This is a genomic window from Methylobacterium sp. 1A (genome assembly GCF_058072805.1).
In genome coordinates, this window is the sequence record NZ_JBYQVE010000001.1 from 3342913 (window position 1) to 3363173 (window position 20261).

Consider the following 20261-nt stretch of genomic DNA (forward strand, 5'->3'; position numbering starts at 1 on the left):
CGTACAGATGTACATATCAAGGCCGCGCGCGTCACGGCCCGGCTGCCCTGAACCGGATCCGAGGAGGTCCCCTTGCCCGCCGCCCAGCGCCGTTTCGACCCGGATCGCCGGGCGCGCATCATCCGGGCGACCCTCGACGTCGTCGCCGAGCACGGCGTCGCCGGCACGACCCACCGCCGGGTCGCGGCGGCGGCCGACGTGCCGCTGGGCTCCATGACCTACCATTTCGACAGCCTCGACGCGCTTCTGACCGAGGCGTTCACCGGGCTCGCCGACACGGTCTCGGCGCGGTTCGCCGACCGGCTCGCCGCGGCCGCGACCGTCGACGAGGCCTGCGAGGCCGTGGTCGACCTGATCGTGAGCGACCTCTGGGCGAGCCCGCGCACGATGCTGCTGAGCTACGAACTCTACGCCTTCGCGGCCCGGAACCCGCCGCTGCGCCGGGTCATGCAGGACTGGATGGCCAAGAGCCGGGCCGCCCTGGAACGGCACTTCGCGCCGGAGACCGCCAAGGCCCTCGACGCCGTGATCGAGGGCCTGACGATCCACCGCTCGGTCGACCCGCAGCCGGCGGATCGGGCGCAGGTGCGGGCGATCGTGGAGCGGCTGGTGCGGTAGGGCCGCACCCGTCCCCGCACCCGTCCCCGCACCCGGCCGGGGACGCCGCGCACCGGCCGGGGACGCCGCGCACCGGCCCCTCAAGCGATCGTGATCGCCGGCCGGACAGGTGCCGAATGCCGCACGGTGCCGGCAAGGAATCAGCAACCGTCGCGCGAGCAGGTTCGCCCCGATGCGTGCCGAGGGCGCGCCCGGGCGCGGTCCGCGCCGGTGGTGGGGAACCCTGGGGCCGATGCAGACTGACGCGACCCGCCCGGCCGCGCCGCCGGATCCCGCTCCGCACCGGGCCGCGGGCGAGCCTGCACCCTGGGACGGGGGCCCCGGCTTCGGGCAGTGGCGTCTCGATCCGCGGACCCGCCGGGTGACCCGATCGGCGAGTCTCGCGCGGCTGCTCGGGACGCCCGGCGCGTGCGACCTGCCGCTCGCCGAGCACGTCGCGTGCTATCATCCGGACGACCGCGCCGCCCTGGTCGCGCGGCTCGAGGGGATCCTGGAAGGAAGCCGGCCGGCAATCCCCTACCAGGCGCGGGCCCGCATCGTCCGCCCGGACGGGACCGTGCTGGACGCGATCATCCAGGGGCTGCCCGAGTTCGGGCCCGAGGGCGCGCTCGTCGCCCTGCACGGCCTCATCCTCGACGTGACCGACCTCGTCCGGTCGGAGCGGCGGGCGCGCGAGACCGACATGATCCTGCGCGGCACGCTGGACAGCTTGGACCAGGGCCTCGTCGTCCTCGACGCCGACCAGCGGGTGCGCGCGTTCAACCGGAGCGCCGCGGACCTGCTCAACCTGCCGGACGACGTCCTGCGGGCGGGCGTCGCCCTCCCGGACATCCGCGCCTACCAGCGGGCCCGCGGCGACTGCGCGGCGGCCGGGTCCGATCCGGGCCTCGGAACGGGCGCGCGCGCCGGGCTGCCGCCGCTGTTCGACTGGCGCCTGCCCGGCGGCCCGATCCTGGAGGTCCGGTGCGCGGCCCTGCCGGACGGCGGCACGGTCCTGACCTTCGGCGACGTGACCCAGAACCGGATCGCCGAGCGGGACCTGGAGGAGAGCGAGCGCCGCTACCGGCTACTGGCCGAGAACGCCACCGACATCATCATCTGGTCCGACCTGACCGCCCGCCGCCGCTACGTCTCGCCGGCGGTGCGCGCCGTCCTGGGCTACGACCCGCAGGAGCTGATCGGCACCCATCCCCTCGACTTCGTCCATCCCGACGAGGTCGGCGCGTACCGCCGCGTCCTCGACGACCTCACCGGCGGCCGCGCGTCCCGCGCCCTGACCTCCCAGCGCTACCGGCACCGGGACGGGCACTGGGTCTGGGTGGAGATCTCGTTCAGCCTGACCCACGATCGGGCGACCGGCGCCCCGGACGGCTACGTGGCGACCCTGCGCGACGTGAGCGCCCGCAAGGCCGCGGAGGACGCCCTGCGGTTGAGCGAGGCCCGCTACCGCGCCCTGGCGGACGCGCTGCCGCAGCTCGTCTGGATCGCCAGCACGGAGACCGGCGACGCCTCCTACGTCAACCGGCGCTTCGAGGATTACTACGGCCCGATCGGCCCGACGCGCGCCGCCCGGATCGCCCGGACGCATCCCCACGACACGGAGCGGATGGAGCGGCTGTGGTCGGAGGCGCCCGCCCGCCGCGCGCCCTACGAGGTCGAGGGCCGCCTGCAGCGGCACGACGGCGCCTACCGCTGGCACAAGATCGTGCTCCTGCCGATCTGGCATGGCGAGAGCATGGTGGGCATGCTCGGCACCGCCCTCGACATCGACGAGATCGTCACCGCCCGGCGCGCGGTGGAGGACGCCAGCAGCCTGCTGCACCTCGCCCAGCAGGCCGCCCATGCCGGGACGTGGCACCTCGACCTCGACAGCGGCCGGATCGAGTGGTCCCCCGAGAGCGCGCGGCTCCACGGCATCGAGACCGACCGGAACCACGCCCTCGACACCCGGGACTGGCTCGCCCTGATCGACCGCACCGACGGCGAGCGGGCGCTGCGGATCGCGGCCGCGGCCGCGGCCGCCGGGCAGACCTTCTCGATCGAGTTCCGGGTCCCCACCGCGGACGGCGGGGTGCGCTGGATCAACGGCGTCGGGCGCGGCGCGCCCGGGCAGGCGCGGCGGATGATCGGCCTCAACATCGACGTCACCGCCCGCAAGGCCGCCGAGGCGGCGCTCCTCGCCGCCAAGGCGGCGGCCGACGCCGCGCGCCTGGAGGCGGAGCGGGCGAGCGCGGCCAAGAGCGAGTTCCTCGCTGCCATGAGCCACGAGATCCGCACGCCGCTCAACGGGGTGATCGGCTACGCCGACCTGCTCCTCGACGGGACGGATCTCGGACCGTCGGCGCGCCGGAACGCCGACCGCATCCGCACCGCCGGGGCCGCGCTCCTGACCGTGGTCAACGACGTCCTCGACTTCTCGAAGGTCGAGGCCGGGCAGATCGAGATCGTGCCCCGGCCCTTCGCCCTGGAGGCGCTGATCGACAACGCGGTGTCGATCGTGCGCCCCTCCGCGGAGCGCAAGGGGCTCGCCCTCACGCTCGCCCAAGGCCCGGGCCTGCCCGACTGGGTCGAGGGCGACGAGGACCGCCTCCGGCAGATCCTGCTCAACCTGCTCAACAACGCCGTGAAGTTCACCGCGTCGGGCGGCATCGACCTGTCGGTCCGGGTCAGCCCGGACGCGATCGGCGGGACGCGGCTGCGCTTCGCGGTCCGCGACACCGGCATCGGGATCCCGACCGACAAGTGCGACCGCCTGTTCCGGCGCTTCTCGCAGGTCGACGGCTCGATCAGCCGCGAGTACGGCGGCACCGGGCTGGGGCTCGCCATCTCGAAATCCCTCGTCACGCTGATGGGCGGGACGATCGGCGTCGCGAGCACGGTCGGGCACGGCTCGACCTTCTGGTTCGAGGCCGACCTGCCCGCGGCGGTCCCGCCGGCCCGCGCGACCGCGCCGGCCTCGGCGATCGCCCGCGCGACCGGCCGCCGCCTGCTCCTGGCCGAGGACGTGCCGCTCAACCAGGACCTCGCCCGGATGATCCTGGAGCGCGCCGGGCACGCGGTGGACGTGGTGGCCGACGGGGTCGCCGCGGTGGCGGCCGTCCAGGCGCGGTCCTACGACGTCGTCCTGATGGACGTGCAGATGCCCGTGATGGACGGCATCGCGGCGACCCGGCGGATCCGCGCCCTGGGCGCCGCCGCCGGCCGCCTGCCGATCCTCGCGATGACGGCGAACGTCCTGCCGCAGCAGGTGGCCGAGCTGCGCGCCGCCGGGCTCGACGACCATATCGGCAAGCCGTTCCGCGCGGACGCGCTGCTCGCCGCGATCGACCGGTGGGCGGCCCCTCGCGCCGAGCCGCCGCGCCGCGCGGGGACGATCGACCGGGCCACCCTGGACGAGATGACCGCGATGGTCGGCCAGGCGCGCATGGGCGACCTCCTGGCGATGCTGGCGAAGGAGCTCGCCGAGCGGTTCGGGCCGGCGGCGACCGACGGCGACCGGACGCGGCTGATGGGGGACGCGCACGCCATGGTGTCGGCGGCCAGCATGATCGGCTTCCTGGATCTGGCCGCGACCTGCCGGGCCTTCGAGACGGCCTGCCGCGCGGGCGAGGACGTCACCGCGCTGCTGGCCGCGCTCCGGGCCCAGGCGGCCGCCACGATCGACGAGATCGTCGCGCTGCGCGCGGCCTGAGCGGGGGCGCCGCCGGAGCCGGCCCGCGGGTTTTGCACGCCCAAATTCTCGTCTCCCAGCCACGCGGCGGCTAGGAACGATCTTCCAGCCCGGCGGTCCGCCCAGCTCCCCAGGCCGCGAGCCGCGCCCCGGCCCGCCGGGCCGCGACTCCGGGACGACGATGACGGGTGCCTCCGGCGAGGGCGGTTCGGAGAACGGCACCGGGTATCGCGCGCGTCCGGGGAGATGGATATTCCGGCGCGCGCGGTCCGCGCACCGCCGCGGTCGGATGCCCGCGACCCGCACCGCCGCGGGGGCCGCGGCGCGAGGCGGATCCCGGGCGCGACCCGGGCAGGGCGCGGGCCCTTGCCTTCGTGGCCGAGCTCGGTCGACCCTGCGCCCGGCCGCCCGAGTCGCTCCCGCGCCGGGCCGGCCGGAATGGGGGACATCTCATGACATCTGCCGGTCCGCACCGCCGCGCCGTCGCGCTGGCCGCCCTGGCCGCCCTGGTTCTCGCCGCGCCGTTCCCCGGCACCGCCCGCGCGGCCGACCGGGAGGTCACCTTCGCCCACCAGGACATGGTGGTGCCGTTCCGCGCCCTGATGGCCTCCGGGGCGATCGAGAAGGCGACCGGCTACACGATCCACTGGCGCAAGTTCGGCGGCGGCGGCGACGTGATCCGCGCCATGGCCTCGGGCAGCGTCCAGATCGGCGAGGCGGGGTCGAGCCCGATCGCGGCGGCCGCCTCGCAGGGGCTCGACATCCAGCTGTTCTGGATCCTCGACGAGATCGCCGACGCCGAGCAGCTCGTGGCCCGCGCCGGCAGCGGCGTGACGGGCGTGGCCGACCTGCGCGGCAAGACGGTCGCGGTGCCGTTCGTGTCGACCGCGCATTACCAGCTGATCGCCGCCCTGGCGGAGGCCGGGCTGACGCAGGCCGACGTCCGGATCCTCAACATGCGGCCGCCCGAGATCGCCGCCGCCTGGGAGCGGGGCGACATCGACGCGACCTTCATCTGGGACCCGGTGCTCGCCCGGGTGAAGAAGTCCGGCACCGTGGTGGTCTCGGCCGGCGACCTCGCCCGCCGGGGCAAGGCGACCTTCGACGGCCTCGTGGTCGACCGGGCCTGGGCGGCGCGGAACCGGGACTTCCTGGTGACGCTCGTCCGGCTGATCGCCGCCCAGGACGCGGCCTACGCCGCCAGGCCCTGGGGCGCCGACGCGCCGGAGGTGGCGGCGGTGGCCCGGATCAGCGGCTCGGCGCCCGCGGAGGTGCCCGCGAGCCTCGCGGCCTACCGGTTCCCGACCCTGGAGGCGCAGGCCTCCCCGGCCTGGCTCGGCGGCGGCGCCGCCAAGGCGCTCACCGAGACCGCCGCCTTCCTGAAGGCGCAGGGGCGCGTGCAGGCGCTGGCGCCCGACTACGCCCGGTTCGTCACGACGGAGGTCGTGGACGCGGCCCGGAAATAGCCTGTCCCCGGACCGGAGGGCCCATGATCGAGATCCGCAACCTGAGCGTCCGCTACGGGCAGGGCGCCGACGCGGTCGCCGCGCTGTCGGGGATCGACCTGACCATCGGTCCCGGGGAGTTCGTGGTGGCGCTCGGCGCCTCGGGCTGCGGCAAGACCACCCTGCTCTCGGCGATCGCGGGATTCCTGGCGCCCACCGAGGGCCGCATCCTCCTCGACGGCGCGCCGGTCCGGGGTCCGGGAGCCGAGCGGGGCGTGGTGTTCCAGCGCCACGCCCTGATGCCCTGGCTGGACGTCGCCGAGAACGTGGCCTTCGGACCGAAGATGCGGGGCGTGCCCCGGGCGGAGCGGCGGCGGATCGCCCTGGCGACGCTCGACCTCGTCGGCATGCCCGACTGCGCCGACCGGAAGGTCTACGCGCTCTCGGGCGGTATGCAGCAGCGGGTCGGCCTCGCCCGGGCGCTCGCCGGAGACCCGCGCGCCCTGCTGATGGACGAGCCGCTCGGCGCGCTGGACGCCTTCACCCGCGAGCAGATCCAGGAGCTGATCCTCCGGATCTGGCACCGGACCGGCAAGATGGCCTTCTTCATCACCCACGACGTCGAGGAAGCGGTGTTCCTCGCCACCCGGCTGGTGATCATGAGCCCGCGGCCCGGCCGCATCGTCGAGACGCTGGACCTGCCCTTCTCCCGGGCGTTCGTCGAGGGCCGCGACGCCCGGGCCGTGAAGTCGGACCCCGCCTTCATCGCCGTGCGCGAGCGCGTGCTCGCGCGCATCCGGAGCGGCGCCGCCGCGGCACCGGAGGCCGTCCGATGAGCGGTCTGCCCCGCGCCGCGCCGGACGCGGTCCCGGACGCGGTCCCGGACGTGATCCCGGACGTGATCCCGGACACGGCCCCGGCCCCGGCTCCGGCGGCGGCCCCGCTGGCGCGCACCGGAATCCGCCGCCGCGGTGGGATCCTGGTGCCGACGGTCAGCGCCGCCACGGTGCTGGCAGCCCTCGGCCTCTGGCTGGTCGCCACCCGTGCCGGCTGGGTGAAGCCGCTGTTCCTGCCGCCGCCGGAGGCGGTCCTGGCGGCCTTCGGTCAGGCCTGGCGCGGGGAGATCGACGGCGCCCCGCTCGGGCTCCACATCGGCGACAGCCTCCTGCGCGTCCTCGGCGCCTTCGCGCTCGCCGCCCTGGTGGGCATCCCGGCCGGGCTCGCCATGGGCACGAGCCGGATCGCCCGGGGCATCCTCGACCCGCCGATCGAGTTCTACCGGCCGCTGCCGCCGCTCGCCTACCTGCCCCTGATGATCATCTGGTTCGGGATCGGCGAGCTGTCGAAGGTGCTGCTGATCTTCCTCGCCTGCCTCGCCCCGGTGGCGCTCGCCGCGCGGGCGGGGGTGCGCTCCGCCTCGGTCGACCAGATCAACGCCGCGCGCGCCCTCGGGGCGAGCCGCTGGCAGGTCCTGCGCCACGTGGTCTTCCCGGCGGCGCTGCCGGAGATCCTGATCGGCCTGCGGATCGGCATGGGCGTGGGCTGGACCACCCTGGTGGCCGCCGAGATGGTGGCGGCCCAGGCCGGGCTCGGCCAGCTCGTCCTCAACGCCTCCAATTTCCTGCGCACCGACGTGGTGGTGATGGGCATCCTGCTGATCGGCCTGTTCGCGGGCCTGTTCGAGCTCGGGATGCGGGGCCTGGAGCGCGTGCTGGTGCCCTGGAAGGGCCGACACTAGCGCCGCCGCAGCACCCGCTTGAGCCGGCTGCCCGCGTGCGGATCGACGTAGTGCAGCAGGGCCGTGGCCCGGATCGCGTCGGACGCGCAGGGCTCGTTCGTGTGCAGCGAGCGGTAGCCCCAGAAGAAGTACAGGCTTCCCGGCTTCAGCGGCAGGCGGATCGCGCGGTCGCTGCCGCGGTCGTAGGCGCGGGTCAGGAGCTTCTGCGCCAGCGGATTGTCGACCAGCGCCTTGTCGACGAGGTTGCGGAGGTAGCTCCGACGCAGTGCGCGGGTGTTCGGGTGGATGATCAGGCGCCCCGGAGTACCGTGGTCCGGCATCGTGACGGGGACGAGGGCCGTGAGCACGTACGAGTCGAAGTGGAAGCGCATCGAGTGCGTCCTGGCGCCATGTCCCGCCAGACAGCGCAGGATCTGGTAGTAGCCGACATCCGGCGCGGGCCGTCCCACGGCGCTCTCGTAGATGCCGCGGCACAGGGCGTTGAAGGTCGGGTCGTCCGGCAGGGCGGCCAGGAACGTGCCGCCGAGATCCTTCGTCCCGCTGAAACCCGCGTACTCACCGCCCTTCGCGGCGACCGCCCGCGCGACGAAAGCCTGCGCGACGCGCAGGTCCTCCGGGCTCACGTAGTCCTCGAGAACCGCGTAGCCCTGTGACGTGATCTGCTGCGCGATCGCCCCCGCCACGGCGCCGGAGGGGACCTTGAACATGTAGCTCATGGGACCGAACCTTGCCGACCCGAGCCAGACGACACCTGAGAGCCGGTCCGAACGCCATCAGGCGCATTATCTGAGCCGATAGATCCGGATTCGTCAATCATTAAGCAGGGCAAATAGCTGCACAAGATGGCGCAAGTTGCGCCATTACTGCACAGGCCGCCGGGACGAAGGGGGCCATGGGTTCACGGCGCGGCGGCGGATGGGTCCGCGCGGAGATTCTGCGGATCGGAGGAACGGGCCGGCCCGCGCGCGGCTCTGCATCCACGTCCGCGTCCCGACAAGATGTGGGGCCCACCAGGCAGCGGACGTGGAGGTCGGCAGAACCAACCCGTCCTTGATCGCGTCGGCCCGCTCGGCGGTCGCCCTCATTTGATGCGCTCGCTGCGCTGACGAACCGCGTCCAGCGCCCGCGCGGACGCGCAGGGCGCGCAGGGCGCGCAAGCTCCGGCCCGGATCGGGACATCCCAGGACCCTCGGCCTGCATGCGGGGCTTGGACGCGGGGCCTCGCCCCGTCCCCGCCGGCGGAGTCAGGTGTCGGCCAGTGGAGGGACGGCACGTCGCGGCGGCCAGCAGAAGAAAATTCCCTTCGAGTCCGCCGCTCAACTCTGACGGAAGCCTAGGGCGGGCGAACCGGGCACGGCGAGACAACACATATATTTGAATACAAGATCTTTACGGGAATTTGTATTGGGCTATAACGGATTTTGCAGGATCACAATCGTCGCGCAGCGTCGCCTCTGGTTGCGGTGAGATCGGGGAGGTCTCGGATGGACCACGCGGACGACGTCGTATCCGAGGCGGCGCTCGTCGCGGCGCTCGAAGCCTCGGGCGGCGTCGGCTTCTGGATGTGGGACATCCTCCGGGACGAGGCGCGGGCCGATCCGGTGAGCGCCCTGCTGTTCAACATCAGCCCGGCCCGGTCGCGGGTCGGGGTCAGCCTCGCGGAGCTCCTGAAGGCCGTCCATCCGGACGATCAGCCCCACATCTCGCAGGTCATTCTGGACTGCGTCCGGACCGGCGGCTCCTACACGGCGGAGTACCGCGTCTGCTCGCCGGAGGGGCGGCTGCGGTGGCTGTTCACCCGCGGGCACTTCTACCTGGACCAGGACGGGCGACCGACCACCGGACGGGGCGTGATCGTCGAGATCTCGGACAGCAAGGCGGCCGGCGCGGCTTTCGCGGAGCGCGACGGGGACACGATCGACGACGCCCTCAGCCGCACCGCCGACCTCTGCCTGTCGCTGCACAACACGGTCTCGGTCGTCGGCGACACCGCCCTCGTGGCGCTGACCGAGACGCTGCTCCTCGAGATCGGCAAGCGCCTCGCGGAGCGCCAGCGCGCCGAGCGCAGCGGCGGCCTGCACTGAGCGGGGCAGCCTGCCGGAGGTCGCGGATCGTCCGCTCGATGCGCGCCGCCCTGGCTTCGTCGACCGGCACCGGCCGACCGGTCTCGTCCGGCCCGTCCGGGACCGGCGCCCCCCGCGCCTGCGACCTTCCGACCGGAACTTGGCCGTGCGGCACCCGTGTTTGCCGGTTGAATGAGCCCCGCGCTCGCAACTGCTGAGAGGTGAACGCCATGACCACGGACGCCCGCGAGATCTACGTCACGGCCCTGAAGAACACCCATGCTGTGGAGATGCAGGCGCTGCAGATCATGGAGCGGCAGGTCGAGCGCCTGGAGCGCTATCCCGAGATGGAGCAGGCCCTGCGCCGCCACATCGAGGAGACGCACGGGCAGCGCCACCGGCTGGAGGAGGCGCTCCAGAGCCTGGGCGACAGCCCCTCGACCCTCAAGGAGGGCTTCCTGGGCTTCGTCGGCAACATGATGGCGCTGGGTCACACGCCGGCCCAGGACGAGATCCTGAAGAACACCTACGCCAACCACGCCTTCGAGAATTTCGAGATCGCCGCCTACGAGTCGCTGCTCACCATCGGCGACGCCGCCGGCCAGCAGGGCCACCGGACGGCGTTCGAGCAGTCCCTCAAGGAGGAGCAGGCCATGGCGGAGGCGGTGCGCAAGCTGATCCGCCCGACCACCGAGCGCTACCTCTCCCTGACGGTATCCGGCGCCAAGGCCGACCGCTGAGGTCCCGCCGTCCCCGCCCCGAGACCGGGCGGGGACGGCCCTTCGTCCACCTTCGCCCCCACCCGAGCCACGCTGACCCGGTCTGATCGCGCGCCCATGGACATCGGAAGCCGCCCATCGACGGACAGTCCCCGGCCGGAGCCGGAAACCGCCGGCGGGGCCCTGGGGAGGGGGTGCGTCCACCTCTGCGTGGACATGCAGCGCATGTTCGCCGAGCCCACCGACTGGCAGACCCCGTGGATGAACCGCGTCCTGCCCCATGTCTGCCGCCTCGCGGCGGCGCATCCGGAGCGGACCGTCTTCACCCGCTTCATCCCGGCCGCCCGGCCGGGCGAGGGCCGCGGGACCTGGGCGACCTACTCGCGGCGCTGGGCCGGCATGACCCGGGAGCGCCTCGACCCGGGCCTGATCGACCTCGTCCCGGACCTCGCCCGACTGGCTCCGCCCGCCGAGATCGTCGACAAGACCGTCTACTCGCCCTGGCTGGAGACGGGCCTCGACGCGCGCCTGCGCGCGCGGGGGGTCGACACGCTGATCGTCACAGGCGCCGAGACCGACGTCTGCGTGCTGGCCGCCGTGCTCGGCGGGGTCGATCTCGGCTACCGGATCGTGCTGGCCACCGACGGCCTGTGCAGTTCCTGCGACGAGGCGCACGACGCCCTCCTGCTGATGTACCGGATGCGCTACGGCCACCAGGTCGAGACGATGACGACCGCCGAGATCCTCGACCGCTGGCACTGAGCCGGCCGCGCGCCCTCCCGCCGGGCCCGAGCATCCGATCTGTAATGGCCAAGCTCAAGGCGAGTTCTCGGCCCGGCTCCGCCGGCCACCCCGGCTCACGAACACTCGATCCGTGCGGCCGCGCACGCGAAAAACAGTCGCGGCGCATGAACCGGTGGCCGGTGAGACCGTTATGTTCCTGAACAGGGTTCCGGAGGAAAGGTTATGGCCAAGCACGAGATCCTCGGCTACTTCGAGCACCGCCGCGACGGGGCCTGGGTCTGCGTCCGTCCCTTCACCCTGACCACGCGGGACGCGAGCGTCGACATCCGCCAGGGCATGCGCTTCGACTATGGCAAGCGCGTCGGGGGCGTCGATCTGGCCGAGTACCTCGAGCGCCTGGGTTCGCAGTTCGGTTCCTGAGGCGCGGTCACGCGCGAGCCGCAGATCGCAGACCCTTCGACGCGGCGCCGGGCGTGACCCCTGCGCCGCGCTTCGTCGTTCCGAGCGCCGCTTAGGCGCCGCCCCACTGCATCGTCAGGCCGCCATCGACCACCAGGGTGTGGCCGGTGACGTAGGCGGCGTCCTCCGAGGCGAGGTAGAGGATCGCCCGGGCGATCTCCTCGGGCTGGCCGGCCCGGTGCCACGGGATCCGCTCCAGGGACTCGTCGAGAACCTCCGGCTTCTCGAACCGGTCGGCGGTCATCGGCGTCTCGATCAGGCCCGGGGCGACGTTGTTGACGTTGATCCGGTCCTCCGCGAGTTCGCGCGACAGGGACCGGCAGAGGGAGCCGAGCCCGGCCTTCGACATGCCGTAGGGGGCGCTCTCCGGCGTGGGCAGGTGCTGGGCCACGGAGGAGACGAACACGATCTTTCCGTTGCCGCCCTGGGCCCGGCGCATCCGGATGAAGGGGCGGGCGCAGAACAGCGGCCCCATGAGGTTCACCCGCAGGATCCGCTCCAGCACCGCGTCGTCCATCTCGGCGACCGGCATCCCGCTCATGGCCTGCCCGGCATTGGCCACGAGGATGTCGAGGGTGCCGAACTCGCTGCCGATGCGGTCGAAGGCCGCCGTGACCGCCGCCGGGTCGCCGACGTCGAGCTGGAGCACCAGCGCCCGCCGGCCCGCGGCCTCCACCCGCGCGGCGGTCTCGCGGATGCCCTCCGCGTCGCTGTGATAGGTGATGGCCACGTCGGCGCCCGCGCGGGCGAGCAGTTCCGCGGTCGCCTGCCCGATGCCGGAATCGGCCCCGGTGACCAGGGCGCGGGTGTCGGTGAAGCGCATCGCGGATCTCTCGCTGACGCCGCCGTCGCGGCGGGGTGCCTGGGCAATGGGCGCCGCCCGGGCCGGTTCCGGGCGCGCGCAGCCGCCGCAGGGGAACCCGATCCGGGTTCGCGTCTTTGACGCCCCGCCGCCGCATGGCCTAGTGAGGTCGCATGTCCCTGGAAGATACGACCCGCTCGCTCGCGGAGGAGTGCGCGCCCGACACGCGGAGCCGCATCCTCGCGACGGCGGGCACGTATTTCCGCGAGATCGGCTACCAGAAGACGACCGTGGCCGACATCGCCCGGACGCTGAAGATGAGCCCGGCCAACGTCTACCGCTTCTTCGAGTCGAAGAAGGCGATCAACGAGGCGGTGCTGGAGCGGCTGATCGGCGAGAGCGAGGCGGTGATCCTCGGCATCGCCGACCGGCCGGGCCTCGACGCCACCGCGCGCCTCGCGGCGGCGATCGAGGCCCTGCATCGCGACTCCACCCGGCGCTGCGAGACGTTTCCCCGCCTGCACGAGATGATCGAGGCGGCGATGGCGGAGAGCTGGGACGTCTGCCGCCACCACGTCGCCCGGATCACCGCCGGGTTCGAGCGGATCATCCGCGACGGGGTGGCGCGGGGCGAGTTCGAGGCGGCCGATCCCGCCGAGGCGGCCGCCTGCGTCCACGTCGCCATCGCCCGCTACACCCACCCGCTGCTGGTGGGCTGCTCCACCCTCCAGCCGGTGCCGCCCATGGCGGCGATGACGGCGTTCCTGCTGCGGAGCCTCGCGCCGCGCGGGCCGCTCCCGTAGCGCGCCGCCGCCTACTCGGAGGCCGGCCCCGCCTCCGGCGCCGGCTCGGAGGCGCTGGGCTGCGGCCCGTCATAGCCCTCGATCACCAGGATCTCGGCCTCGACGCCGCCGCGCTGCTTGGCCTTGGCGGCCTGGTAGAGGTCGGAGTTCCAGCAGGCGAGGGCGTCGGCGTAGCTCGGGAACTCGATCACCACGTTGCGGGACCGGGCCGGGCCCATCACCGCCTCGTGGGCGCCGCCGCGCACGAGGAACCGGCCGCCGAACTTGGCGAAGGCCGCGCCGTTGGCCGCCACGTAGTCCTTGTAGGCCTCCGCGTCGCGGACATCGACCCGCGCGATCCAGTAGCCCTTGGTCATGCTGCGTCTCCTGCCCTGCGGAGCGAAGTGGGACCGCTCCGCCCGAAGGCAATCCCGCTCGGATCAGGCGAGGTCCGCCACGATCGCCCGCGCCACCGCGCGGGGGTCGGCGGCGCCGGTGATCGGGCGCCCGACCACCACGTGGTCGATCCCGGCCCGGCGGGCATCGCCCGGCGTCATGACCCGCTTCTGGTCGCCGGCCGCGGCGCCCGCCGGGCGGATGCCCGGGGTGACGATCAGCCGGTCCGGACCGACGACGCGCCGGACCGCGCCCGCCTCGGCGGCCGAGCAGACGAGGCCGTCGATGCCGATCTCGGCCGCCTGCGCGGCGCGCTTGGCGACGAGCTCCGCCACCGGCAGGCCGTAGCCGGCCTCCGCGGCGTCGGCGTCGTCGTAGGAGGTGAGCACCGTCACGGCGAGGATCCTGAGTCCCGCGCCCCGGCCGCGGACCGCCGCCCGCATGGTCTGCGGGTAGGCGTGGACGGTGAGGAAGGTGGCGCCGGAGCCCGAGGCCGAGCGCACGCCCTCCTCGACGGTGTTGCCGATGTCGTGGAGCTTCAGGTCGAGGAAGACCTTGAGCCCGCGCGCCGCCAGCCGCTCGGCCAGGGCGAGGCCGCCCGCGTATCCGAGCTGGTAGCCGATCTTGTAGAAGGTCGCGGCGTCGCCGATCCGGTCGATCAGCGCCTCGGCGGCCTGCACGCTCGGCAGGTCGAGGGCCACGATCAGGCGGTCGCGGGGGTCGGCAATCTCGGTCATCGGCGCGTCCTTCGGGGGTCGCGGCACGGATCACGCGCCGGCGATGCCTGTCAATGCGGGCGGGTCCGGGCGACGCCGTCACCGACCTGCCGTGCGCGCCCCGCCTCGCGCGCCGTCCTTGCGAGCGCAGCGAAGCAATCCAGGGCGGCGCGCCGGTCTCGGATTTGATGTGTCGCTGGATTGCTTCGCTGCGCTCGCAAAGACGGGCGCGACCCTTCAGTCCCGAGGGATATGGGATGCGCATGTCGTCGCTGCCTGGACGAGGCCCCTCATCCCGCCATCACCCGCGCCACCTCGGCGCGCAGCACCGGCAGCAGCTCCGCCTCGAACCAGGGCTCGCGCTTCAGCCAGCCGTTGTTGCGCCAGGACGGGTGGGGCAGGGGCAGGACCCGGGGGCGGCGCGGCTCGGCCAGGATCTCCCGCCAGCGCCGCACCGTCCCGGTGAGGCCGCCCTCCATCCGCCCGAGGTGCCAGCCCTGCGCGTACTGGCCGATCACCAGGATCAGCTCCAGGTCCGGCAGGCCGGAGAAGAGTTCCGCCCGCCAGCGCTCGGCGCATTCCCGGCGGGGCGGCCGGTCGCCGCCCTTCGCGTCGAGGCCGGGGAAGCACGACCCCATCGGCACGATGGCCACCCGGGCGGGATCGTAGAACCGCGCCGCGTCGAGGCCGAGCCAAGCGCGCAGCCGCACGCCCGACGGGTCGGTGAAGGGCTGCCCGGTGCGGTGGGCGCGGGTACCGGGAGCCTGGCTGGCGATGCAGAGGCGGGCCGTGGCCGAACCCTGGACGATCGGCCGGGGCTCCTGGGGCAGGGGCGGCCCGTAGCGCGGCGTGTCGCGGCAGAGGCGGCAGGCGCGCAGGCGCGCGGCGGTGTCGTCGAAGGCGGGCATGGCCCGGAGATGGCGTCGCGGCGCGCGAAAAAGAAACGGCGCGGTGTCGCGCCGCGCCGTCGTCAGTCGGGTCTCTTGCCTTGGGGGGAAGGCCCACCCTTCCTACGCCGATCCGGGCCGGCGGAACGTGCGTTTCCTCACGCGCCCTTCACGCCGGAGAGGTCGAGCGGCAGCGAGCGCAGGCGCCGGCCGGTCGCGGCGAAGACCGCGTTGGCGATCGACGGCCCGAGCACGGGCACGCCCGGCTCACCGATCCCGGTGGGCGCCGCCTGGCTCGGCACGATGTGCACCTCCACCTTCGGCATCTCGCTCATCCGGGTCGGCTCGTAGGCGTCGAAATTGTGCTCCTGCACCTGCCCGTCCTTGAGGGTGATGCGGTTGCGCAGCACCGCCGACAGGGCGAAGCCCACCGCGCCCTCGACCTGCGCGCGGATCACGTCCGGGTTGACCGGAACGCCGACATCCACCGCCGCCACGATCCGGTTAACGCGGATCGCGGCGTCGTGCGCCGTGACGTCGGCCACCATGGCGACGTAGGAGCCGAAGGATTCGTGGACCGCCACCCCGAGGCCGCGTCCCTGGTCCTGCGGCTTGGCGCTCCAGCCGGCCTTCTCGGCGGCGAGCTTGAGCACGCCGGACAGCCGCGGCGCCTGGGTCAGGAGGGAGAGCCGGTAGGCGACCGGATCGACGTTGGCGGCGTGGGCCAGCTCGTCGATCATCACCTCCATCACGTGGGCCGTGTGGGTGTGGCCGACCGAGCGCCACCACAGGACCGGCACGCCCTCGCGGCCGTTATGGACGCCGAACCGGTAGGCCGGCAGCGCGTAGGCGGTGTCGGAGGCGCCCTCCACGGTGGTGGCGTCGATGCCGTTCTTGACGATCATCGCCTCGAAGGGCGAGCCGATCATGATCGACTTGCCGACCATCACGTGGTCCCAGCCGACCACCGCGCCCTTGCCGTCGATGCCGGCCCGGACCCTGTGCAGCACGGTCGGGCGGTAATAGCCGCCGGCCATGTCGTCCTCGCGGGTCCAGACGAGGTGGAGCGGGGCCTTCTCGCCGGACGCCTTGAAGACGGTGGCGGCTTCCGCGAGGTAGTCGGCGGTGGGCGTCGCCCGGCGCCCGAACGAGCCGCCGGCCCAGTTGCTGTGCAGCCGGACCCGGTCGGCCGTCACGCCGAGGATCGCCGCCATGGTGGCCTGCTCGACGGTCTGGAACTGGAAGCCCGCGTAGACGTCGTAGCCGCCGTCGGCCCCCTTCTCGATCGTGGCGTTCAGAGGCTCCATCGCCGCGTGGGCGAGGTAGGGGAAGGTGAACTCGGCCTCGACGACCTTGGCGGCGCCCTTGAGCGCCGCCTGCGGGTCGCCGCGCTCGGAGGCGGTCAGGCCGGGACCCTTGGCGCGCTCGCGGTACTCGGCCAGGATCGCGTCGGACGAGCGGGTCTCGGCGGTGCTGTCGTCCCAGGCGACGGTCAGCGCCTCGCGGCCCTTCATGGCCGACCACGTGTCGCGGGCGATCACCGCCACGCCGGTCGGCACCTGCACCACGTCGAGGACGCCCGCGACCTTCCGGGCGGCCGCGGCGTCGAAGCTCTTCACGGTGGCGCCGAAGCGCGGGGCCCGGGCGACGAGGGCCGTGACCTGATTCGGGCGGCGGATGTCGAGGGAGTAGACCGCCGTGCCGTTCGTCTTGGCGACGGAATCGAGGCGCGGCACCGTCTGGCCGATCAGCGTCCACTCGCTCGGGTCCTTGAGCCGCGGCTCGGACGGCACCGGCAGCGAGGCGGCCGAGGCCGCGAGCTCCCCGAACCGGGCCTGCCGGCCGGACGGGGCGTGGCGCACGAGACTGTCGGCGACCGTGATCTCGGAGACCGGCACCTTCCAGCGGAAGGCGGCCTCGGCCATCAGCATCTCGCGGGCGGCCGCGCCCGCCTTGCGCAGCTGGAACCAGGAATTGGCCACCGCGGTCGAGCCGCCGGTGCCCTGGATCGGGCCCATCAGGGTGTTGTTGTAGAGCGCCGCGTCGGCGGGCGCGAACTCGGTGCGGACGTGTCGCCAGTCGGCGCCGAGCTCGTCGGCCAGGATCGTGGCGAGCCCGGTCGTGTTCCCCTGGCCCATGTCGAGGTGCTTGATCACCACCGTGACGGTGTCGTCCGCGCCGATCCGCACGAAGGCGTTGGGCTGCGCCTTCACGTCGGCGAGGTTCGGGCCGGGCGCGGCGCGGGCGGGTTTCGGGTCGAGCCGGAACGCGACCACGAGGGCGCCGGCGCCCGCGAGCAGGCCGCGGCGGCTCGGACGGACGGGGAGGGGGTTCGGTCGACGGGCGTTCAGCATGGCGGCGAGGCTCCGGTCGGGACCGCGGGGGAGGGCGGGAAGGTGGGCGCCGGGACGGATCAGGCGAGGCTGCGCGCGGCTTCGTGAATCGCCGCGCGGATGCGCTGATACGTGCCGCAGCGGCAGATGTTGCCGTCCATGGCACCGTCGATGTCGGCGTCGGTGGGCTTGGCGTTGCCCGAGAGCAGGCCGATCGCCGACATGATCTGGCCGGACTGGCAGTAGCCGCACTGGACCACGTCGAGCTTGCGCCAGGCCGCCTGGACGGCCTCGGCCACCCGGCCCGACACGCCCTCGATGGTCGTCACCTGCGCGGCGCCTACATCGCCCAGCCGCGTCTGGCAGGCCCGGACCGGCTGGCCGTCGAGGTGGACCGTGCAGGCGCCGCACTGCGCGATGCCGCAGCCGTACTTGGTGCCGGTGGCGTCGAGCCGGTCGCGCAGCACCCAGAGCAGGGGCATGTCGGGATCGGCGTCGATCGCGTGCGCGACGCCGTTGACGGTGAGATTCGGCATGGTCGGCGACCCTCTCTCGACGCGCGTGTCCGGGCGCCCCGGATCGCGGCGTGCGACCGCGCTCGGGCCGGCGGGCCTCCACCCGAGACTAGCGGGCGCGGGCCCCGACACGATGTGCGGCACCGCACGTCGATCCGGCGGCACGACAGTCTCGATACAGCCCGCGATGCTTAAGATTGCAGGGATGTCGGCAGCCGCTTCTTAACATATCCGCCCCATCCTCACGGAGTGCTTCCCCGCCACCGCCGCCCGTCCGCGCATTCGAGCCGAGTTTGAAGACGCGCATGTCCGATCTCACCGTCGAGATGGTCCAGCGCGGTCGCGGCCCCTCGACGGAGGAGGCGGCGCGCCGCCGCGGGGTCGCCCGGGAAATCCGCTCGGCCCGGGAGAAGCTGACCTCGCGGACCGGCCTCGAACGGGCCTTCGACTACGAGCTGCTGCGCCACTACGCCCAGTACCGGGTCGGCGCGGGCATCCCGCTGGTGGGGTTCGCGGCGGTGCTGGCCGCGGCGTCGACCTTCTGGATCGCGCCGCCGGTGGCGGCGATCTGGGCGCTCGGCGTGGTCCTGATGATCTCGCTCAACACGACGTTGAGCCGGCGCTTCCTCCGCGCCGACCCGGCGACGATCCCGCTCGCCCGCTGGCGCCGCCGCTTCCTGGTCGGCGAGGTGCTGCAGAGCCTGTCGTGGGCCGCGATGATCGGGCTCGGAACCACCGGCGGCTGGACCTTCGCGCTGTTCGGCCTCGTCATCGCCTCCGCGGTCACCACCATGCTGGCCGCGACGGTGCCGCTCGCCGCCGTCGCCGCCCTGGTGCCGCTGGCCCTCGCCACCGCCTCGCTCGCGGCCTTCTCCCGCGGGATGGACCTGCTGATGCTGGTGGTCATGGCCGGCGGGGCGCAGGTCTTCTTCCTCGGCCTGTCCCGCCGCCTCTACACCTCGACGGTGGGCGCCCTGCGCTCCCGCGCCGAGAAGGACGCGGTGTTCGGCGAGTTGGAGCAGGCCAAGGCCAATTCGGACGAGGCCCGCCGCCGGGCCGAGGAGGCCAACCTCGCCAAGTCGCGCTTCCTCGCCACGATGAGCCACGAGCTGCGCACGCCGCTCAACGCCATCCTGGGCTTCTCGGAGGTGATGAAGAACGAGGTGTTCGGCACCCATACGGCGCCGTCCTACCGCGAGTACTCGCACGACATCCACGACAGCGGGATGCACCTCCTGAACCTGATCAACGAGATCCTCGACCTGTCGCGGATCGAGGCGGGGCGCTACGAGCTGAACGAGGAGCCGGTGCAGCTCGCCCACGTGGTCGAGGAGTGCCGCCACATGATGGGCCTGCGGGCCAAGGCGAAGAACCAGACTTTCCACGACCTCGTCGACGGCTCGCTGCCGCGGCTCTGGGCCGACGAGCGGGCTCTGCGCCAGATCGTCCTGAACCTCCTGTCGAACGCCGTGAAGTTCACGCCCCCGGGCGGCGAGATCTGGCTGAAGGTCGGCTGGACCGCCTCGGGCGGGCAGTACGTCTCGGTGAAGGACAGCGGCCCGGGCATTCCCGAGGACGAGCTCGGCACGGTCCTGTCCTCGTTCGGGCGCGGCTCGCTCGCGATCAAGACCGCCGAGCAGGGCTCCGGCCTCGGCCTTCCGATCGTGAAGGGCCTCGTGGAGCTGCACGGCGGGCAGTTCCAGCTGTCCTCCAAGCCCCGCGAGGGCACCGAGGTGGTGGTGACCCTGCCGGCCGCCCGGGTCATGGACACGCTGCCGCCGGTCGAGGTCGAGCCGGACTTCGTGGGCCCCGTGCGCGGCCCCCTCAACCGCGCCGCCTGAGCGGCCCGTCGGGCCGCGCGCCCCGGCTCAGCCGAGACCGCCGAGGGCGCAGACCCGCGCCCACTCGGCCTCGGTCACCGGCTGCACCGACAGCCGGGAATTGTTGACCAGCACCATGTCGGCGAGCGCCGCGTCGGCCTTGATCGCCTCGAGCGTGACCGGGCTCGGCAGCGCCCGCACGGCCCTGACGTCGACCATGCCGAAGCGGCCGGTCTCGTCGGTGTGGTCGGGATAGTAGGCGCGGATCACCGCCACGATGCCCACCACCGCCTTGCCCTCGTTCGAGTGGTAGAAGAAGCCCTCTTCGCCGACCTGCATGGCCATCAGCTGCTTCTTGGCGAGGTGGTTGCGCACGCCGTTCCAGTGCGTGCCGGCCTCCCCGGCCGCGACCTGCTGATCCCACGACCAGGTCGCGGGCTCGGATTTGAACAGCCAGTACGCCATCGCTGAAGTCCCAGTAGACCGCCCGGCCGGGCGGCGCGCCCCGCCATAGCCCAGCTTCGCCTCCCGGGAACAGGCCGGTCCGGCCCCGG

At 73.2% G+C, this 20261-nt stretch carries 19 protein-coding genes; 11 read left to right on the forward strand and 8 right to left on the reverse strand.

The genetic code is table 11. The annotated features are described in order from the left end of the window. The first annotated feature begins 72 nt into the window (after positions 1 to 72). From ACX9MN_RS16295 to ACX9MN_RS16315, 5 genes are all read left to right on the forward strand, one after another. Positions 73 to 618, forward strand: a complete 546-nt coding sequence (locus ACX9MN_RS16295; RefSeq protein WP_056523340.1) for a TetR/AcrR family transcriptional regulator — start codon at positions 73 to 75, stop codon at positions 616 to 618. A gap of 232 nt (positions 619 to 850) precedes the next feature. Beyond that, on the forward strand, positions 851 to 4309 hold the full coding sequence (locus tag ACX9MN_RS16300) for a PAS domain S-box protein (protein ID WP_489724932.1): 3459 nt from the start codon (positions 851 to 853) through the stop codon (positions 4307 to 4309). 431 nt (positions 4310 to 4740) lie between these two features. Beyond that, complete coding sequence (gene tauA / locus ACX9MN_RS16305; RefSeq protein WP_489724933.1) at positions 4741 to 5754, forward strand: taurine ABC transporter substrate-binding protein; 1014 nt, start codon at positions 4741 to 4743, stop codon at positions 5752 to 5754. Positions 5755 to 5777: 23 nt separating this feature from the next. Further along, entirely contained in the window at positions 5778 to 6569 is a 792-nt protein-coding gene (locus ACX9MN_RS16310) for a taurine ABC transporter ATP-binding protein (RefSeq protein WP_489724934.1), read from the forward strand. Beyond that, on the forward strand, positions 6566 to 7471 hold the full coding sequence (locus tag ACX9MN_RS16315; protein ID WP_489724935.1) for an ABC transporter permease subunit: 906 nt from the start codon (positions 6566 to 6568) through the stop codon (positions 7469 to 7471). The genes ACX9MN_RS16310 and ACX9MN_RS16315 overlap by 4 nt, the downstream gene beginning before the upstream one ends. Here ACX9MN_RS16315 and ACX9MN_RS16320 read toward each other — a convergent pair. Then, entirely contained in the window at positions 7468 to 8187 is a 720-nt protein-coding gene (locus tag ACX9MN_RS16320; RefSeq protein WP_489724936.1) for a phytanoyl-CoA dioxygenase family protein, read from the reverse strand. The genes ACX9MN_RS16315 and ACX9MN_RS16320 overlap by 4 nt on opposite strands. Before the next feature lie 768 nt (positions 8188 to 8955). On the opposite strand from ACX9MN_RS16320, the gene ACX9MN_RS16325 reads away from it, so the two are divergent. The 4 genes from ACX9MN_RS16325 to ACX9MN_RS16340 all read left to right on the forward strand — a co-directional run bounded on the left by ACX9MN_RS16325 (position 8956) and on the right by ACX9MN_RS16340 (position 11417). Next, on the forward strand, positions 8956 to 9555 hold the full coding sequence (locus ACX9MN_RS16325; protein WP_020093209.1) for a PAS domain-containing protein: 600 nt from the start codon (positions 8956 to 8958) through the stop codon (positions 9553 to 9555). A 209-nt stretch (positions 9556 to 9764) separates the two neighbouring features. Further along, positions 9765 to 10274, forward strand: a complete 510-nt coding sequence (locus ACX9MN_RS16330) for a ferritin-like domain-containing protein (protein WP_056523329.1) — start codon at positions 9765 to 9767, stop codon at positions 10272 to 10274. Positions 10275 to 10370: 96 nt separating this feature from the next. Next, positions 10371 to 11015, forward strand: a complete 645-nt coding sequence (locus ACX9MN_RS16335; protein ID WP_082557760.1) for a cysteine hydrolase family protein — start codon at positions 10371 to 10373, stop codon at positions 11013 to 11015. Positions 11016 to 11219: 204 nt separating this feature from the next. Then, complete coding sequence (locus ACX9MN_RS16340) at positions 11220 to 11417, forward strand: hypothetical protein (RefSeq protein ID WP_012318739.1); 198 nt, start codon at positions 11220 to 11222, stop codon at positions 11415 to 11417. 91 nt (positions 11418 to 11508) lie between these two features. On the opposite strand, the gene ACX9MN_RS16345 is transcribed toward ACX9MN_RS16340, so the two are convergent. Then, positions 11509 to 12279 (reverse strand): SDR family NAD(P)-dependent oxidoreductase, encoded by a 771-nt coding sequence (locus ACX9MN_RS16345; protein WP_132367614.1) that lies wholly within the window; start codon positions 12277 to 12279, stop codon positions 11509 to 11511. Between the two features lie 152 nt (positions 12280 to 12431). On the opposite strand from ACX9MN_RS16345, the gene ACX9MN_RS16350 reads away from it, so the two are divergent. Next, on the forward strand, positions 12432 to 13061 hold the full coding sequence (locus ACX9MN_RS16350) for a TetR/AcrR family transcriptional regulator (protein WP_056523325.1): 630 nt from the start codon (positions 12432 to 12434) through the stop codon (positions 13059 to 13061). Between the two features lie 11 nt (positions 13062 to 13072). Here ACX9MN_RS16350 and ACX9MN_RS16355 read toward each other — a convergent pair whose 3' ends face one another. The 5 genes from ACX9MN_RS16355 to ACX9MN_RS16375 form a co-directional block, all read right to left on the reverse strand. Beyond that, positions 13073 to 13417 carry a DUF1330 domain-containing protein gene (locus ACX9MN_RS16355; protein ID WP_020093214.1) on the reverse strand — a complete coding sequence of 115 codons (345 nt, stop codon included), beginning with the start codon at positions 13415 to 13417 and terminating at the stop codon, positions 13073 to 13075. A 63-nt stretch (positions 13418 to 13480) separates the two neighbouring features. Next, a complete protein-coding gene (gene pyrF / locus ACX9MN_RS16360; protein ID WP_056523322.1) occupies positions 13481 to 14173 on the reverse strand; it encodes an orotidine-5'-phosphate decarboxylase in 693 nt (230 codons plus the stop codon). A gap of 269 nt (positions 14174 to 14442) precedes the next feature. Further along, positions 14443 to 15060, reverse strand: coding sequence for a uracil-DNA glycosylase family protein (locus ACX9MN_RS16365; RefSeq protein WP_056523320.1), 618 nt, complete (start codon positions 15058 to 15060; stop codon positions 14443 to 14445). A 137-nt stretch (positions 15061 to 15197) separates the two neighbouring features. After that, entirely contained in the window at positions 15198 to 17393 is a 2196-nt protein-coding gene (locus ACX9MN_RS16370) for a xanthine dehydrogenase family protein molybdopterin-binding subunit (RefSeq protein ID WP_100252079.1), read from the reverse strand. Positions 17394 to 17452: 59 nt separating this feature from the next. Beyond that, positions 17453 to 17908, reverse strand: coding sequence for a (2Fe-2S)-binding protein (locus ACX9MN_RS16375; protein WP_020093218.1), 456 nt, complete (start codon positions 17906 to 17908; stop codon positions 17453 to 17455). 284 nt (positions 17909 to 18192) lie between these two features. Here ACX9MN_RS16375 and ACX9MN_RS16380 point away from each other — a divergent pair, with 284 nt between their 5' ends. Further along, positions 18193 to 19728, forward strand: coding sequence for a sensor histidine kinase (locus tag ACX9MN_RS16380; protein ID WP_020093219.1), 1536 nt, complete (start codon positions 18193 to 18195; stop codon positions 19726 to 19728). A 27-nt stretch (positions 19729 to 19755) separates the two neighbouring features. On the opposite strand, the gene ACX9MN_RS16385 is transcribed toward ACX9MN_RS16380, so the two are convergent. Then, positions 19756 to 20172, reverse strand: coding sequence for an EVE domain-containing protein (locus ACX9MN_RS16385; RefSeq protein ID WP_020093220.1), 417 nt, complete (start codon positions 20170 to 20172; stop codon positions 19756 to 19758). Between the last annotated feature and the right edge of the window lie 89 nt (positions 20173 to 20261).

What these genes read in the sequence shown, in the direction of transcription:
- ACX9MN_RS16300 (WP_489724932.1), top strand. Translation starts at nt 851, where the DNA reads ATGCAGACTGACGCGACCCGCCCGGCCGCGCCGCCGGATCCCGCTCCG.
- tauA (WP_489724933.1), top strand. Translation starts at nt 4,741, where the DNA reads ATGACATCTGCCGGTCCGCACCGCCGCGCCGTCGCGCTGGCCGCCCTG.
- ACX9MN_RS16310 (WP_489724934.1), top strand. Translation starts at nt 5,778, where the DNA reads ATGATCGAGATCCGCAACCTGAGCGTCCGCTACGGGCAGGGCGCCGAC.
- ACX9MN_RS16315 (WP_489724935.1), top strand. Translation starts at nt 6,566, where the DNA reads ATGAGCGGTCTGCCCCGCGCCGCGCCGGACGCGGTCCCGGACGCGGTC.
- ACX9MN_RS16320 (WP_489724936.1), bottom strand. Translation starts at nt 8,187, where the DNA reads ATGAGCTACATGTTCAAGGTCCCCTCCGGCGCCGTGGCGGGGGCGATC.
- ACX9MN_RS16325 (WP_020093209.1), top strand. Translation starts at nt 8,956, where the DNA reads ATGGACCACGCGGACGACGTCGTATCCGAGGCGGCGCTCGTCGCGGCG.
- ACX9MN_RS16330 (WP_056523329.1), top strand. Translation starts at nt 9,765, where the DNA reads ATGACCACGGACGCCCGCGAGATCTACGTCACGGCCCTGAAGAACACC.
- ACX9MN_RS16335 (WP_082557760.1), top strand. Translation starts at nt 10,371, where the DNA reads ATGGACATCGGAAGCCGCCCATCGACGGACAGTCCCCGGCCGGAGCCG.
- ACX9MN_RS16340 (WP_012318739.1), top strand. Translation starts at nt 11,220, where the DNA reads ATGGCCAAGCACGAGATCCTCGGCTACTTCGAGCACCGCCGCGACGGG.
- ACX9MN_RS16345 (WP_132367614.1), bottom strand. Translation starts at nt 12,279, where the DNA reads ATGCGCTTCACCGACACCCGCGCCCTGGTCACCGGGGCCGATTCCGGC.
- ACX9MN_RS16350 (WP_056523325.1), top strand. Translation starts at nt 12,432, where the DNA reads ATGTCCCTGGAAGATACGACCCGCTCGCTCGCGGAGGAGTGCGCGCCC.
- ACX9MN_RS16355 (WP_020093214.1), bottom strand. Translation starts at nt 13,417, where the DNA reads ATGACCAAGGGCTACTGGATCGCGCGGGTCGATGTCCGCGACGCGGAG.
- pyrF (WP_056523322.1), bottom strand. Translation starts at nt 14,173, where the DNA reads ATGACCGAGATTGCCGACCCCCGCGACCGCCTGATCGTGGCCCTCGAC.
- ACX9MN_RS16365 (WP_056523320.1), bottom strand. Translation starts at nt 15,060, where the DNA reads ATGCCCGCCTTCGACGACACCGCCGCGCGCCTGCGCGCCTGCCGCCTC.
- ACX9MN_RS16370 (WP_100252079.1), bottom strand. Translation starts at nt 17,393, where the DNA reads ATGCTGAACGCCCGTCGACCGAACCCCCTCCCCGTCCGTCCGAGCCGC.
- ACX9MN_RS16375 (WP_020093218.1), bottom strand. Translation starts at nt 17,908, where the DNA reads ATGCCGAATCTCACCGTCAACGGCGTCGCGCACGCGATCGACGCCGAT.
- ACX9MN_RS16380 (WP_020093219.1), top strand. Translation starts at nt 18,193, where the DNA reads ATGTCCGATCTCACCGTCGAGATGGTCCAGCGCGGTCGCGGCCCCTCG.
- ACX9MN_RS16385 (WP_020093220.1), bottom strand. Translation starts at nt 20,172, where the DNA reads ATGGCGTACTGGCTGTTCAAATCCGAGCCCGCGACCTGGTCGTGGGAT.